Here is a 15,446-nt window from a genome sequence, read left to right on the forward strand (position 1 = left end):
CGCCGGAACGCGGCAGAAAAACCACGTCGCCCGGCTTATCGGGATGGAGAAGCACGATCGGCTCGCGGTGGGCTTCATCCCGATGACCCCGTGCGGTTTCGATGACGTAGTGCTGGCAATTCGTACGGAAACCCCAAGCGATCTCCTCACCGTAGCGATCCTGAGAAACCGTGATATTCAGTCCATAAACACCGGGGTGATCCACCTTTGTTTCTAACCGCACCATTTGAAACGGACCTGAACCCTTTCCCGTCGGCAACCCGTCGTCGGGAATTCGGGCCTCAGCCAACACCCGACGGTCAGGGCTGACCAGAATCGCCCGAAGCTCCGTGACCCAGTTGTAACGGTGGAGGTCACGTTTGTACACTTCTACGGTCAGCGTTCCCTCGGTGGCTAAGAAGTACGCTCCCCCTACCCCACCAATTGCCCATGTAACTTGCTCGTCGGGCAACACCGTTACCGCTGTTTCTGCCACGGCCCAGCATTCACCCAGCAACAATAGGCACGCCAAACCAATGGAACAGCTCCAAAAGCCACGAACCAATTGCATAGCATTCCTCCACGGCTTTGAAATACTGGGACGCATTCCGTACCGGAGGGTGTTTTCCTGCGACAAAAGAATCATTGGGTGCGATCTCTGATCAGACTCATACCGGGAAAGTTTGACACTTCTTCACGGAGAGTTTTTCTGCCCCTCGACAATCAAATTGCGGATGATGCTGTCTGGGGCATCGCGCAGAATCACCGGTTGCCTGCCGGGGTCTTCTTTTACGGCCGGAGGAAGAATCAGTGTGAAGCCATCCAACGTGAAACCGCGCACGTGGGCGGCCACCAACCAGCCGGGCAGACGCGCAAACTCCGTATCGCGTTGTCCAGAAAGAGTCCGACGACCTCCAATATGTTTTCGCCGATTGCCCCAGTCTTGAGGATCCCGCACCTGGAAGGTGAAATTCCTGATCGTGAGCCGTTCGATGGGATGCTCGGGCGTTCCCTGAACAAGGGCACCAAAACCACTTGTAACCGTGATGTTCTCCAGAGTGACATCGCGAATGTGACCGAGCGGTGAATCGGAATGGCGCTTTTCGATATCCATGAAGATGGGGAAAATCGCGCCCTCGACGTTACTCGCGCCGGTGGGTGTGTAATTCTCCAACGAGATATTGGCAAATCGAATACGCTCTACCGTGCCACCGTCTTTGACGTAAATTCCGATCCCCACAGTACTGTTGCGGACAACACAATCTGCGAATTCGATATCCCGAAAATCGCCCGACGATTCCGTCCCCAGCTTGATAGCCGTGGCAATCGACTCCAGTTCACAGTCGCGAACTTTGATGTCTTCACATGATTTACCCTCGACCGTTTTAAGAACAATGCAATCGTCCCCTGCGGAAATGCGGCATCCTGCGATCCGCACATGCTTGCACGAGACGGGATCAATGCCATCGGAATTTACGTGAAAATAATGGTTGCGGATCGTGACATCCTCCACAGTTACGTTTTCGCAGAAGCGAAACGTGAGTGTCCAGGTGTCGCTCAATAGGCATGTGATTCCTTGGACAGTGACATTCCGACATTTCTCAAAAAGGGCAAGCCCAGCACGAAACTCCGGCATTTGAGCGTCACTCCGGTCAGCCCGGCGTCCCAGATCACCGTCACCAATGCCGCGGAGGATACCCTTACCCACAATGGCTACATTTTCAGCCTCCTGGGCAACGATCAAATGCCGCGTCCTGGGATGATCCTCAGGCCTCCGGCTTTGTCGGACCACGGCACCGGGTTCAAGCTGTAACGTCACGCGACTGGCAAGCCGGAGCGTGCCACAGAGGTACTCGCCGGCCGGAATGATCACCGTCCCGCCGCCAGCGTGAGAACACGCATCTATGGCCCGTTGGATCGCCGATGTGTCGAGTGTCTGGCCGTCCCCCTTGGCCTGAAAATCTTTGACGTTAAAGCTTTTTGCCTGGCTCCATTCTCCGCTGATATACATCACCACGGTGAGCAAGATCAGCAAGCTCTTTCGAGAGACACGCATAGGCTGGATTCCTACCAAGTGCTTGAGATTGGGACGACCGTTATTAGCAAATGCGCGCCGTTCATTTCGTCAGACATCGCTCTGATTCGCCTCCTATTCTATGGAAACTGGCGGGCCTCCGCAGCCGGGCAACACCGCGAGCGCACGTGCGTCAATCCTCATGGTGTTTGGTTATCCTTCCTGGCAGCGGTTTGCCCATTCTGTGCGGTCTCCCAAAATTTACGACTTTGTCGGTAAAAGTGGGCACCTCGACCCTTGTGAATGTCGGCCCAAGGGTAACAAAGCCGAGTATGTGGCCTTGATCAGAACCCTATTCAAATGTGTTCTCTACCGGCAATTCATAACGAGCCGAGTTTCTGTTGGTTTCGCGGATATGAATCTGCCCATGAAGAACTCGCCGCCCTCTTGCCCTTTTGTGTCGCTGCCGTAGTTAGCGTTGGGGCTCGCTCGGTTGGGAAGGGGACTTGGCTGCAACGGACGTCACGAGAACCGGCCACAGGGGGCTTAATGGACCGAATAGTCCAGAAAATAGGTGATCAATAAGCCCTCATGTCTTGACAAACAAACGGATTATGGATATTGTGGATATCGCTTATCCGATTTATCTGGAATTTTGCTATGTTGACGAAAACCACCATTTCTGGTTTGAAAGCACTGGTGTTTCTGGGGCTCCATCCAGATCACCAACCCGTTTCGCCGCGGGTGATTGCCCAGGCTTTCGGGGAGTCTCCCACCTATCTGGCAAAGGTGCTCCGGCAGTTGGTTAAAGCGGGAATCCTTAAGGCCCAGCGAGGGGTGGCCGGTGGAGTTTCTCTCAATCGTTCGCCGGAACAGATCTCGCTCCTCAGTATTGTTGAGGCCTGCCAGGGCGTGCTTCTGGGCGACTTTTGTCAAGAAACCGAAGATCTCACACTCACCTGTGCTTTTCATCAAGCGGCTGCAGAACTTCATCGAGTAATCGTGGACGTGCTCTCCCGATGGACGCTCGCCGATATGCTCAAGCGGCCGAGTCCTGATCCTTCACTTCCCGAAAGGGAGAAATGCTGGTTGTATCCAGGCTTCGAGATCGTGGAGCTCGTACCACCGGAAAAAAAGAGCGGCCGGTGACTCCTTCGCGGCCTCGTCCCGGTCGGACGATGAAGGCTGGAAAAACGCGGGGACAGGAGGTGTAGCCTTGCAGCAAACACTCGCCGTTTCCGTACCGGGTGCCGACTACCACCGGCAGCTCATTGCGTGTCAGGTGGCCTGTCCGGTCCATACCGATGCGCGGGGATATGTTCGGGCTATTGCCGAGGGACGTTATGAAGAGGCATATCTCATCGCCCGAGGTCCCAACCCGCTCGCTTCGATTTGCGGGCGGATCTGCGGGGCGCCGTGCAAGGCGGCCTGTCGACGGGGACGGGTTCCGCGAGTAGACGCCGACGGTCATTTTGTGGCCGAAGACCGCCCCATTGCAATTCGTGCGCTCAAACGATTTGCCTGGTGAGTCCAGCGGTTGGGAGAGGTGAGACCCCGCGGATTACTGGAGATATCTTCGCCAGGCGGCCCCACCGATCGCTATGGATGCCGAAGAGCTGGCCGCGTGGATTAAAGCGGAGGCGGAGGGCCGGGTCGAGAAGGCAGCCGGTCAACCCATCGCCATCGTCGGCGGCGGTCCTGCTGGTCTGGCTGCTGCTCACGATCTGGCGTTGATGGGTTTTCGGCCGGTTATCTTCGAAGCCGAACGCATTCCGGGAGGCATGCTGGCTTTGGGAGTTCCCGCCTACCGCTTGCCGCGTGAACTCATCCGCTGGGAGATTTCGGTGATTGAAGCACTAGGCGCCGAGCTCCGGTGCGGACAGAGCGTGGGGCAGCACATTTCCTTCGCTCAACTGCGGCGCGAGTACGCGGCTATCATTCTCGCGGTGGGTGCCAAGCGCGCCCGACGGTTGGGAATCCCTGGGGAGAACGGTCCTGGCGTGTATGGCGGCGTCGATCTTTTACGTGCCGTGGCGCTGGGAGAACCGTTTCCGATTGGTCGCCGCGTTGTGGTCATTGGGGGTGGCAACGTGGCTTACGATGTGGCGAGAACTGTGCTAAGGCAAGTCGCGTGGGATACAGCACGAACGGCCGCGCGGATGGAACCCGGCACCGGCGTCAAACTGGTGTCGCTGGAAACCCTCGAAGAAATGCCGGCGGACACCCAGGAAATCCTCGAGGGCGACGAAGAAGGGATCGAACGTCTGGGGGGTTGGGGTCCTGTGGAAATTGAGCGCGGTGGCAACGGCGAAGTTACCGCAGTTGTCTTTCGGCGATGTTTGCGAGTTTACGACGCAAACCGTCGCTTCGCACCTATTTTTGATGATGCAGACCGAATACGCATTCCGTGTGATACTGTCCTTCTTGCGGTGGGCCAGGCGACTAACCTCGATTTTCTGGCAGAAGGTGGAGATGACATAAAGCAGCATCGGCCCGGTTGGCCGGTCGTGGATCCAGAGACCCTGGCCACCACCGCACCGGGTGTTTTTGTGGCTGGTGACCTAGCACATGGGACAAAGCTTCTCATTGATGCGGTCGCCTCGGGCAAACGTGCGGCACGGTCGGTGTATGAGTATTTGACTGGCCGTCGCTTGGTCCCCGAAGCCACAACCGTGTTTTTGGAGGAGAAACGCTATCGGCGAGAGCGCGGGTACGAGGATCTGCGACGACAGCCAATACCCACCACCCCGGTCACGGAAAGGCTCAAAGGGTGGGACATACTGGTGGAAACAGGCTACGACGCCACTCTCGCCAGGCGGGAAGCATCACGCTGTCTGGATTGTGCAGTTTCACCAGTTTTCGACGGGTCGCGCTGCATCCTCTGCGGAGGTTGTGCGGATGTATGTCCCACCCGCTGCCTTAAGCTCGTTCCTCTCCAAGCAATGGAGCGGAACGAAGAACTGGAAAAACTTGTTTCAGCGCTTCTCGGAGAAGGAATCGACTGGACCCAGCAAAGTGCCATCCTCAAGGATGAGGATCGCTGCATTCGTTGCGGGCTGTGCGCGGCTCGATGTCCGGCTGACGCGATCACGATGGAAAGGGTCTGTCATCAGGTGGAGTGGAGAACGCTAGGAAAGACGATCACACGACAGTGCCCTCCCGGCTCGCTCCTGAGCCGGTACCACGCAGGGATTTTCTCGGTTTGTCGGCCCTAGGGGCCTTCGCCAGCGCGCTGTTTTTGGCATTTCTGGGCATTATTCGATTGCCCCGGGTTGTCGTATCGGCATCCCCATCGCGTAAATTTCGGGTGAAGTTACCGGAGTCACTCCAGCCAGGTGAGCCCTTTGTGCCACCCGGTCGCAATGTTGTTCTGTTCCGCGATTCCGAAGGTGTGTATGCCATTTCGCTGGTATGCACACATCTGGGATGCATCGTGAAGCCGAGCCCCAATGGCTTTGAGTGTCCCTGTCACGGCTCGCGATTTGCGCCCGACGGGCATGTGATCGGAGGCCCTGCTCCCAAGCCTCTTCCCTGGCTGGCGGTTTCGCTTGAGGGAAACGAAGTGTGGGTGGATGGAAACGTGACTGTTCAGCCCGGGACTAAGGCACGAGGTTGATGCATATGGAGCCCAAACAAGCACCCCTCAAGGAATTGTGGTCCCATTTGCGGGCAACGCCCCGGCGGTTAAAGGAATCCGCATTCCGTTCCGGCCCGCCTGTTACTGATCGGGCGCGTTCAGAATTTGTTTTTAATAATCTGTTTCTTCATATTCATCCTGTTCGCGTGCACCGCTGGAGTCTCAGGTGGCGAACAACCTGGGGGCTGGGAGTAGCCGTTACTGCGGCTTTTCTGCTGACGCTCATCACGGGCGTGTTATTAATGCTTTACTACAAGCCCTATCCGGATGTCGCCTATCAATCTATTAAAGATATTCACTATGTTGTGCCAACCGGACGCTTTATTCGTAATATCCACCGCTGGGCGGCCAACCTGATGGTGGTCACCGTATTTCTCCACATGGCGCGCGTCTTTTACACCGGTGCCTACCGTTACCCGCGCGAGTTCAACTGGCTGGTGGGACTGGCACTTCTCGTTTTGACGCTGGGACTATCTTTCACAGGTTACTTGCTGCCCTGGGATCAACTGGCCTATTGGGCGATCACCATCGGTGCCAATATCGCGCAGTCGCCTCGGGAACTGACAGATGCTCTCGGGATCACGCCCTACTTCGACCCGGGTGGCTGGATGAAAACGCTCCTGTTGGGCGGGCCTGAGGTGGGAGATGAGTCGCTGATACGTTTCTATGTGCTGCATGTCGTCGTTCTCCCACTGGCGCTAGTTATTTTGATGGGTGTTCACTTCTGGCGGATTCGCAAAGACGGGGGACTGGCGCGACCAGAGGACGCCGATGCGATTTTGGGGCCTCCTAGGGACCTATATCCGGTTTTCACGGACGCCCCCACCAAAACGTATCACCTGGCCGCGATCGTCAGAGGCCGTTCACCTGCGGTGAACCGAGGGCCAGAAAATACGATTCCTTCCATGCCCCACCTGTTTTATGCGGAATGCGCCGTCTTCATGTTGACAATCTTTCTAAGCGTGTTGGCCGCCATCTTTTGGAACGCCCCTCTGAAGGAAATTGCCAACCCGGCGGTGCCGGAGAATCCTGCTAAGGCCCCCTGGTACTTTCTCGGTATTCAGGAGCTCGTGTCCCATTCTGCATTCATGGGGGGAGCGGGAATTCCTTTGATCGTCATCGTGGGACTGGGACTGATTCCATTCCTGGATCGGGAAACCGATGGGACGGGAAGATGGTTCGGCGGACCGGGCGGCAAGCGCCTCGTCCTCCTGTCCGCACTGTTTGGATTACTTTCAGTCATCGGTATTGAAGCCTTCGCCATTCAGTTTGGATGGCTCCGGCAGTGGTTTCCGGATATTCCCCAACTCGTTATCACATTCGTTAATCCCGGAACGTTGTTAGTCGTCGTTTATGCCACATTCTCGCTGGTGACAGTCCACCGGTATCGTTCTGCCCGAGCCGGTGCGGTAGCACTCTTCACTTGCTTTCTCTGTGGATTTGTGGTGCTCACGATTATTGGTGTTCATTTTCGTGGACCAAACTGGGGATTTTACTGGTCCCCGGCGGACTGGCCGAAGCATTGATCGCCTAGGGAGACAAAGAATAAACACCTGCTGTTGTGGTCCAGTCTGGGGGTCGTGGTGGTCTTGCTCGCGGCTGCCCTGGAAGAAAACGTGCTCCGCCAATGGCGACGCGTTCAGGCGGAAGTAGCGGCCTCGGATGGACCTTTCTCCACCGGAATTCGCCAGATCGTAGGAACTACCGGCGGTACTGTGGACCGCTGTACCACCTGCCACATAGGGATGGATCCCGCCGAACGTCTGATCGGTTTGCACCGTCTCGCGCGTCCCCATCCACCCGTTCCTCACGACCTTGGAGAGTTTGGATGCACCGTATGCCATGGTGGACAGGGACGAGCTACGGAGAGTGCCGACGCCCATGGCGACGTGCCATTCTGGCCGGAACCGCTTATCCCTCTCCGGTTTGTCGAAGCCGGCTGCGGAACCTGCCACACGCAAATCGGTGTTCCGACGCTGGAACGTCTGGCTCAGGGCCAAGCTGTTCTGGAACGTTCCGATTGTTTGAGCTGTCACCGTCTAGATGGCCGCGGCGGAACGATTCGGCCGGCTGGCGTGGGAGGCATGGAGGGACCCGATTTATCTGTCATTGGACGTCGGGGATTCGCCTCAGACTGGTATCAGGTCCATCAGCGGCGCGCACGCGAGAACAAGGACCCGGTTTGGCGCGATTGCATTCCCGACCTGTCGGCTGAGGAACGTCAGCTCCTCGAAGAATATCTGCAAACGCGTGTGGGAACACCCAATGTGGTGGCGGGTCAGGCACTCTTCCATTCGCTGGGCTGTCGGGGTTGTCACAAGGTTTCTGGCGTCGGCGGGACCGAGGGCCCCGATCTGACGGCCATCGGACTCCGCGATCCCGCCCGGCTGGACTTCACCAATGTTCAAGGTCCGCACACGCTCGCCAATTGGCTTTCCGCTCATACACGAGACCCCGCCAAGATCGTCCCGGGCTCCAAAATGCCTAAGCTTTTGCTTTCCGACGCGCAGGTGGAATCACTGACGTACTATTTGCTCTCCCTGCGAAGCGATCCTTCCAACAAGCTGCCGGAACCTATCGACCGCACACTTGTTGAACGCATGCAGCGTCGGCAATTTGCAACCGATGGCGAAACGCTCTTCGCTGCGTTTTGTTCGGGTTGTCATGGTCCGCAGGGGGAAGGGCGACGATTTCCCGGCCACCCGCCCGCCCCAGCCGTGGGCAATCCTGACTTTCTCGCTGTAGCCGATGACGCCTTTTTACTGGCTACGATTCGAGATGGGCGCCCGGGACGGCGAATGCCTGCCTTTTCCGAGGCCGAGGTGGGACTGCATCCCGAGGAAATCGATTCCATTGTGGAATACTTGCGAGCACGAAGTGGCGTTCCTTCACCCCAGCCTCTGCATTCCGAACAGCGTTGGGTCTCGGCAGACACAACCCGCGGACAGGCACTTTTCGAACGGTGGTGTGCCGGCTGTCACGGGAAGGACGGGAGCGGACCAGAGGCTCCAGCACTCAATCATCCCAATTTGCTGCAAACGGCAAGTGACGACTTTCTCGTAGAAACGATTCGCCGCGGCCGGCGCGGAACAAACATGGAAGGTTTTGCGTCGCCCTCTCTCAATCATCCGGTACTTTCTGATCAGGAAATTGAAGCGATAGTCGCCTATATTCGCACATGGGAGACAGCGAAATGAATAGTCGAGAATTTTCGCGTCGTGATTTTCTTTCCCTTCTTTCTGGCGCCGGGTTCGCCGCGTTCGCTCAGTCCATCAGCCGGGCGTGGCAACTGGAAGCGTTGGATAATCCGCTGGCGCACTATCCTGATAGAAAATGGGAAGACGTCTATCGTGATCTGTGGCGATTTGATGAGTCGTTTACTTTTACATGTGCGCCGAATGATACCCATAATTGTCTCTTGCGGGCGTATGTTCGGTCCGGCGTCATTGTTCGGATTGGTCCGACTATGCGGTACGGCGAGGCCGAAGATCTCGATGGCCGCCGGACAACTCACCGGTGGGATCCTCGCATTTGTCAGAAAGGATTGGCTCTCCCCCGCCGCTTCTATGGCGATCGGCGAATCACTCAGTGCATGGTGCGTGAAGGCTTCAAGCGGTGGTATGATGCCGGATTTCCGCGCGGAGCGGACGGACGTCCACCGGCCGAGTATTTTCAGCGCGGCCGTGATAACTGGCTCCGTATGTCTCACGAGGAGGCAGCCACTATTGTGGCGGCAGCGCTGCGAAACATTGCGGAAACATATTCCGGCGAAAATGGTAAAAGGCTGTTAACAGCTCAGGGATACGATCCGGTCACAATCGAGGCCACTCAAGGGGCTGGGACCCAGGTTTTGAAATTCCGCGGCGGCATGCCCTTGCTCGGAATCACCCGCGTCTTCGGCCTGTACCGGTTCGCTAACTCTCTTGCTCTTCTCGATGCGGCTATTCGTAAAGTGCCACCGGAAAAGGCCCTCGGTGGCCGCGGTTTCGACAACTACAGTTGGCATACCGATTTACCGCCAGGCCATCCCATGGTCACCGGCCAGCAAACAGTGGAATTCGACCTCTCTGCCGTCGAACATTGCAAAACGCTGATCGTGTGGGGCATGAACTGGATCACCACCAAGATGCCTGACGCCCACTGGCTCACCGAGGCGCGTCTGAAGGGCGTGCGGGTGGTGGTGATTGCCTGCGAATATTCAGCCACGGCTTCCAAGGGCGACGAAGTAATCGTCGTCCGCCCTGGAACGACACCGGCTCTCGCTCTTGGACTTGCTCATGTTATCGTCAAGAATAAGCTCTACGATAGCGACTATATTAAACAATGGACTGATCTTCCGCTCTTGGTGCGAATGGATACTCTTCAGCGTCTCCGGGCGCGTGATGTGTTCGGGGAACCACCCTCTCAACTATCGAATGCGACCAAGGTGCTTGCGTCCGGCGAAAAAGCACCACCGCCGGGACGTCAAGTCGAGATGCTGATTCCCGAAAAACTCCGAGAGGAATGGGACGACAGTGTCTGGTGGGATGCTGAAAACGGAGTTCCCCGCCCCACCACCCGCGACCAGGTGGGGAAATTCAGCAACATCAATAACGCCCTGCTAGAAGGCACCGTGCAGGTTAAACTTCGCGATGGAACGGTTGTCACCTGCCGACCTATTTTTGATCTCATCCGCGACTCTCTGCTCCATTTTGATCCTAAGACTGTGGAGAAAATCACCTGGGCGCCGGCTGAAGCCGTAGAAGCCCTGGCGAGGCATATCGCAGCGGAGCCGGGAACAACTCTCTTTGCCATGGGCATGGGTCCCAACCAGTTCTTTAACAATGACAACAAAGATCGCACTGTATTCTTGGTAGCTGCTCTGACCGGAAACGTAGGTCGGCTTGGCGGGAACGTCGGGTCGTACGCAGGTAATTATCGAGTGGCATTATTCAACGGTGCTCCGCAGTATATTAATGAGGATCCTTTCAATATAGAACTTGATCCGGAAAAACCCGCTGCGGTCCGCCAGTACTGGAAGCCGGAGTCCGCTCACTATTACAACCATGAGGATCGCCCCCTGCGGGTGGGCAAGCGCCTCTTGCCGGGGAAAACCCATATTCCCACCCCCACGAAATCCCTGTGGTTTGCCAATGCCAACTCGATTCTTGGGAACGTGAAATGGCACTACAATACCGTCGTGAATGTCCTGCCCAAGATTGAGATGATCTGCGTGAACGAGTGGTGGTGGTCCGGCTCCTGCGAATGGGCGGATGTTGTCTTCGGCGTGGATTCCTGGGCGGAATTGAAACATCCCGATATGACCGCCTCGGTAACCAATCCGTTTCTCTCGGTCTTTCCGCGCACTCCCTTAAAGCGAATTTTCCATACTCTCGGTGACATCGAAGTTTTTGCGCTTGTGGCAACCCAACTAGCAAAGTTGACCGGTGATACGCGATTCGAAGACTACTGGAAATTTGTGCGGGAAGGACGCACCGATGTTTATTTGCAGAGAGTTCTCGACGCGAGCTCTAATACAAGGGGATATAAATTTACAGAATTAGAAGAGAAAGCCCGCCAGGGTATTCCGGTCCTTTTACAAAGTCTTACAACGCCCAAGGTGGTATGCTATGAGCAAGTCACCGATTCGCGACCGTGGTACACAAAAACCGGGCGTTTGGAGTTTTATCGAGAAGAGCCGGAATTTATCGAGGCGGGAGAGAATTTGCCCGTCCATCGCGAGCCTGTAGACTCCACCTTCTATGAGCCGAACATCATCGTGGCGGCTCCCCACGAGGCCATTCGCCCGGCAAAGCCAGAGGACTACGGCGTTGAACCCACGGATCTCACCTGCGAAGTACGGTGTGGGCGGAACGTTGTCCTCCCCTGGCATGTGGCTGAAAAATCGCGGCATCCGTTGCTCGCTGAGGGATATCGGTTCATTTTCCACACTCCCAAATACCGCCACGGTGCTCATACCACGCCGATTGATACCGACATGATTGCCATTTTGTTCGGCCCGTTTGGCGATATTTATCGTCACGACAAGCGGGCGCCCTTCGTGGCGGAAGGCTATGTTGACATCAATCCGGCTGACGCGAAAGAACTGGGTATTGAGGACGGAGACTATGTGTGGGTGGACGGCGATCCCGAAGACCGTCCTTTCCGCGGCTGGCAGCAAAATTCTCGGGACTATCAGTTTGCTCGTCTGCTGTGCCGCGCCCGTTATTATCCGGGAACTCCGCGCGGAGTAACGCGCATGTGGTTCAACATGTACGGAGCTACTCCGGGATCGCAGGAGGGCCAACGCACAAGGGCCGACGGCCTCGCCAAGAATCCCCGAACGAACTACCAGGCGATGTTCCGTTCGGGGTCCCATCAGTCGGCCACCCGAGGCTGGCTTAAACCAACCTGGATGACGGATTCGCTCGTTCGTAAGGAAATCTTTGGGCAGAGTATCTCGACTGGTTTTGCCCCGGACATTCACTGTCCGACGGGTGCCCCACGGGAAGCAATCGTGAAAATCACGCGGGCTGAACCGGGTGGCTTGAATGGCCAGGGGTTATGGCGTGTGGCACAACTGGGGCTCCGTCCGACCTATGAGTCACCAACCCTGCGGCGCTACCTTGCCGGCGAGTTTGTGCGGATTGAAACCCCCAATCGTTCTTCATGAGAAGGATGTGGAACCATGGCAATCGTCTACAACTGGCAACTGGGACGCACCATGTCCTACTGGTATCCAGAAAGCCGCCCTCAGCGACAGTATGCCGCGGTGTTCGATCTTAATAAGTGCATTGCCTGCCAAAGCTGCACGCTGGCCTGCAAAACAACCTGGACCTCAGGAAAAGGCCAGGAATATATGCTATGGAATAACGTGGAAACCAAGCCCTATGGCAGTTATCCCCTCGCATGGGAAACCAAGCTTCTGGAAATGCTCGGTCCACAAACATGGCAGGACGGAAAATATCTGGGTCGCACGATCTTTGAAGCTGCTCCCGCTGGAGAACGTGTCCTGGGATGGCGGCCGGACGACTACGATTATGCCTTTCCCAACACGGGAGAGGACGATTGCGCCGGTCATGTGGAGCGCGGATTGGCCTTGGACCTGCCCCACGCCGTGTGGTTCTTTTATCTTCCCCGAATCTGCAATCACTGTACCTATCCAGCATGCCTGGCAGCCTGCCCTCGGGGCTCCATTTATAAACGACCGGAAGATGGTATTGTGCTGCTGGATCAGGGGCGATGTCGGGGCTATCGAGAGTGCGTGAAAGCATGTCCGTATAAGAAAGTATTTTTCAATCCTCTCACGGGCACCTCTGAAAAGTGCATCTTCTGCTTCCCCAAACGTGAACAGGGCTTGCAACCGCAGTGTTTTGTCAATTGCATTGGGAAAATCCGGCTGGCGGGCTACATCTCTGTGCCGGAGTCCGCGAACCCGGACAATCCCATCGATTACCTGGTTCATGTGCGCAAAGTGGCGCTACCTCTTTTACCTCAGTTAGGTCTTGAGCCGAACGTTTACTACATTCCGCCGGTTCATGTGCCAGTACGATTCCTGGAACAGCTCTTCGGTCCCCATGTCCAAAATGCAATCCAAACGTACTTGAACGCCAAGGATGATCCCGATCTGGCGGGATTAATCCAACTCTTTGGTTGTACAGAGAAAATTGTCCCCCGTTGGAAGCGGCAGAACGACTGGATCCTGGGAATAGAGGAAGACGGTACAGAAATCGTCCGTGTGCCACTGCGGGAACCCGTTTTTGAGCGACCCCTGTTCGACGAACGTTTTCAGGTGGCCCGGCATAACTGTCCCTGATGGAGCATCTGATTATGTTAAAATTACGCCTACCTTTGACTTTGTTGGTCGGTGCGGCGGTCATAGTGGGGGGATGCCGTCGACACGCTGTGGCTCCGCCGCCCCAGGAGATTCAAGCGCTATTGGTCAAAGAGCTGCCTACCGATCCTACCGATTCCGTTTGGAGGCAGACTCGAGAATTGCGCATTCCGCTGCTTCTGCAGGACCTTGTGGAGCCACGTTTGTTGCAACCTTCCACATCTTACGTCGCGGTTCGCGCCCTGTACGACGGGCGTCGGTTCGCATTTCGTCTGGAATGGGAAGACGCGACCGAAAACGCCGATCCCGGCATAGCGACGTTCTCCGACGCCTGCGCCGTGCAGCTTCCTCAAAAAGTTGAGGCCGTCTTACCAGCACCGCAGATGGGCGAGAAAGGCCATCCGGTGGAAATCACTCTCTGGAAAGCGGTCTGGAAGAAGGGACCGCTTCTGGAGAAGGGCATTCAAGCGGTCTATCCCAACGCAGCGGTCGATCACTATCCATTTCAGGCAGCTTCGCTTGTTCCCGGAGCCACTGCACAGCAAGAAATGGCTCTCCGCTACTCCCCCGCACGGCGTTTGGGCAATGATGTGGCGTCAGTTCCCGAAAAAGGCGCTCAGGACATTATGGCGGAAGGACCTGGCACCATCACCCCACTCCAAAAGAATTCGCAAGCGCAGGCTGTGCGCACTGCCCAGGGTTGGGCCGTGGTGATTGTTCGTGACCCGCCCGCGGGATTTTCACCCGATAGCGGAACGCATGTTGCATTCGCCATCTGGGACGGCGCCCACCAGGAAACTGGGTCACGCAAGATGCGGTCCGCATGGGTTCCCTTGCACATCGTTCAAAACTAATGAGCATGAAGATGCAACAATTCTCCGCGCGGTCCTTTCTTGCCCTGATTTGTGAGGCGGCCCAATGGCACCTGGCCGCCCTCCTTCTTCTACCGCCGTCCACCGCCAGAAAGCGTGAAATCCAGAGTCTCCTTCGGGAGGTTCAGGATCCCGCTCTATGCAAAATCGCTGAAAATTGGTGCAACGACCCGGCGACCGAGGAATATTTTCGAACCGTTTGTCCCGGTGGCGAGGTTTCTCTTCGTGCGGTCAGCTATTTGCCGCTGGTTTCGCCAGGAGAGATGCTGGCCACGCTCGAGGACTTCTACGATCGAACGGGCTACCGCAATTTCACAGACGAACCTCCCGACCACCTCGCCGTGCTGGCGGATTGTTATGCTTTTTTATCCCTCCGGGCAGCTTACATGCTGGCAAACGAACGACAGGACGATTTTTTGTCTTTCATCGATCTTCGCAACCATCTGGCACTTCAGTACTTTTCCCCGATACTTTCTTCCCTCGTGGAAAAGCTCCAGAACCACCAGATACCCAGCCTGCTCGCCACCGCTGAGTGGATGTGGTCACGCGTTCATTCATCCAAAAGCGATAGCTCGAGCTTGTCGTCTTAAGTTAGCGCCCAGCTCATAAGTAAACCACTGAAAAAGGTCGGCATTTCCTTCACCCCCCACTGGACAAGCCTGCCAGAAAGATTCGCGGATCATCGCGGAAACGATATCTTCACAATCCACCCTTCCGCGGGAATATTTGCGAAAAAGTGATAGCGTCCGGGTCGCCCGCAATACAATCCAGCGCTCACGTGGTGCGTGATAGACCAGAACGCCTTGCAGTGCAGAATTTCAAGCATGCCTGAGCTCGCCAGTTAATGCGGTTGATTTTCTTTTTTCAGTGCAAGATGGCTTCGTGCGAGTTCGCACCAGGGGCCGTCGGGCACCAAATCAAGAAACCTTTGCCAATGCTTTTCCGCTTCTTGATGCCGTCCCATTTCTTCCAGGAGCTGGGCCAGGAGAAAATGTGCATCGGGAAAGTCTGGATGGAGCCGGAGTGCCCCTTCATAAGCTGCCATCGCTAATTCCCTGTCGCCAAGTTCCACAAGAACGGAACCGAGGTTGAGATAGGCTTCCAGATATTCTGGATCCAGTTCGAGCGTCA

Annotated in this window: 13 protein-coding genes; 10 read left to right on the top strand and 3 right to left on the bottom strand. The window is 56.3% G+C overall.

The annotated features are described in order from the left end of the window. The coding region (locus ABJK56_RS20165) for a hypothetical protein (RefSeq protein WP_347246488.1) at nt 1-550 on the bottom strand (550 nt) is incomplete at its 3' end. Between the two features lie 123 nt (nt 551-673). Further along, on the bottom strand, nt 674-2,035 hold the full coding sequence (locus ABJK56_RS20170) for a glycoside hydrolase family 28 protein (RefSeq protein ID WP_347246489.1): 1,362 nt from the start codon (nt 2,033-2,035) through the stop codon (nt 674-676). A 618-nt stretch (nt 2,036-2,653) separates the two neighbouring features. On the opposite strand from ABJK56_RS20170, the gene ABJK56_RS20175 reads away from it, so the two are divergent. The 10 genes from ABJK56_RS20175 to ABJK56_RS20220 all read left to right on the top strand — a co-directional run bounded on the left by ABJK56_RS20175 (nt 2,654) and on the right by ABJK56_RS20220 (nt 14,905). Continuing rightward, entirely contained in the window at nt 2,654-3,142 is a 489-nt protein-coding gene (locus tag ABJK56_RS20175; protein WP_347246490.1) for an Rrf2 family transcriptional regulator, read from the top strand. Between the two features lie 67 nt (nt 3,143-3,209). After that, the gene (locus ABJK56_RS20180) at nt 3,210-3,521 is read left to right on the top strand and encodes a hypothetical protein (protein WP_347246491.1); all 312 of its coding nucleotides are present in this window, start codon (nt 3,210-3,212) and stop codon (nt 3,519-3,521) included. A 73-nt stretch (nt 3,522-3,594) separates the two neighbouring features. After that, on the top strand, nt 3,595-5,208 hold the full coding sequence (locus ABJK56_RS20185; RefSeq protein ID WP_347246492.1) for an FAD-dependent oxidoreductase: 1,614 nt from the start codon (nt 3,595-3,597) through the stop codon (nt 5,206-5,208). Further along, nucleotides 5,196-5,609 carry a ubiquinol-cytochrome c reductase iron-sulfur subunit gene (locus ABJK56_RS20190; protein WP_347246493.1) on the top strand — a complete coding sequence of 138 codons (414 nt, stop codon included), beginning with the start codon at nt 5,196-5,198 and terminating at the stop codon, nt 5,607-5,609. The genes ABJK56_RS20185 and ABJK56_RS20190 overlap by 13 nt, the downstream gene beginning before the upstream one ends. A gap of 5 nt (nt 5,610-5,614) precedes the next feature. Next, on the top strand, nt 5,615-7,156 hold the full coding sequence (locus ABJK56_RS20195; protein ID WP_347246494.1) for a cytochrome b N-terminal domain-containing protein: 1,542 nt from the start codon (nt 5,615-5,617) through the stop codon (nt 7,154-7,156). A 33-nt stretch (nt 7,157-7,189) separates the two neighbouring features. Next, nucleotides 7,190-8,827 carry a c-type cytochrome gene (locus ABJK56_RS20200; RefSeq protein ID WP_347246495.1) on the top strand — a complete coding sequence of 546 codons (1,638 nt, stop codon included), beginning with the start codon at nt 7,190-7,192 and terminating at the stop codon, nt 8,825-8,827. After that, the gene (locus tag ABJK56_RS20205; protein WP_347246496.1) at nt 8,824-12,282 is read left to right on the top strand and encodes a molybdopterin-dependent oxidoreductase; all 3,459 of its coding nucleotides are present in this window, start codon (nt 8,824-8,826) and stop codon (nt 12,280-12,282) included. The genes ABJK56_RS20200 and ABJK56_RS20205 overlap by 4 nt, the downstream gene beginning before the upstream one ends. A 15-nt stretch (nt 12,283-12,297) precedes the next feature. Further along, complete coding sequence (locus ABJK56_RS20210) at nt 12,298-13,425, top strand: 4Fe-4S dicluster domain-containing protein (protein ID WP_347246497.1); 1,128 nt, start codon at nt 12,298-12,300, stop codon at nt 13,423-13,425. 14 nt (nt 13,426-13,439) lie between these two features. Continuing rightward, nucleotides 13,440-14,297, top strand: a complete 858-nt coding sequence (locus ABJK56_RS20215; RefSeq protein WP_347246498.1) for an ethylbenzene dehydrogenase-related protein — start codon at nt 13,440-13,442, stop codon at nt 14,295-14,297. An 11-nt stretch (nt 14,298-14,308) separates the two neighbouring features. Further along, nucleotides 14,309-14,905, top strand: a complete 597-nt coding sequence (locus ABJK56_RS20220; protein WP_347246499.1) for a molecular chaperone TorD family protein — start codon at nt 14,309-14,311, stop codon at nt 14,903-14,905. A 251-nt stretch (nt 14,906-15,156) separates the two neighbouring features. Here the strand turns inward: ABJK56_RS20220 and ABJK56_RS20225 are convergent. After that, a partial coding sequence (locus ABJK56_RS20225; RefSeq protein WP_347246500.1) for a tetratricopeptide repeat protein occupies nt 15,157-15,446 on the bottom strand: 290 nt, incomplete at its 5' end.

This window comes from Thermogutta sp., from assembly GCF_039793925.1.
Classification (GTDB): domain Bacteria; phylum Planctomycetota; class Planctomycetia; order Pirellulales; family Thermoguttaceae; genus Thermogutta.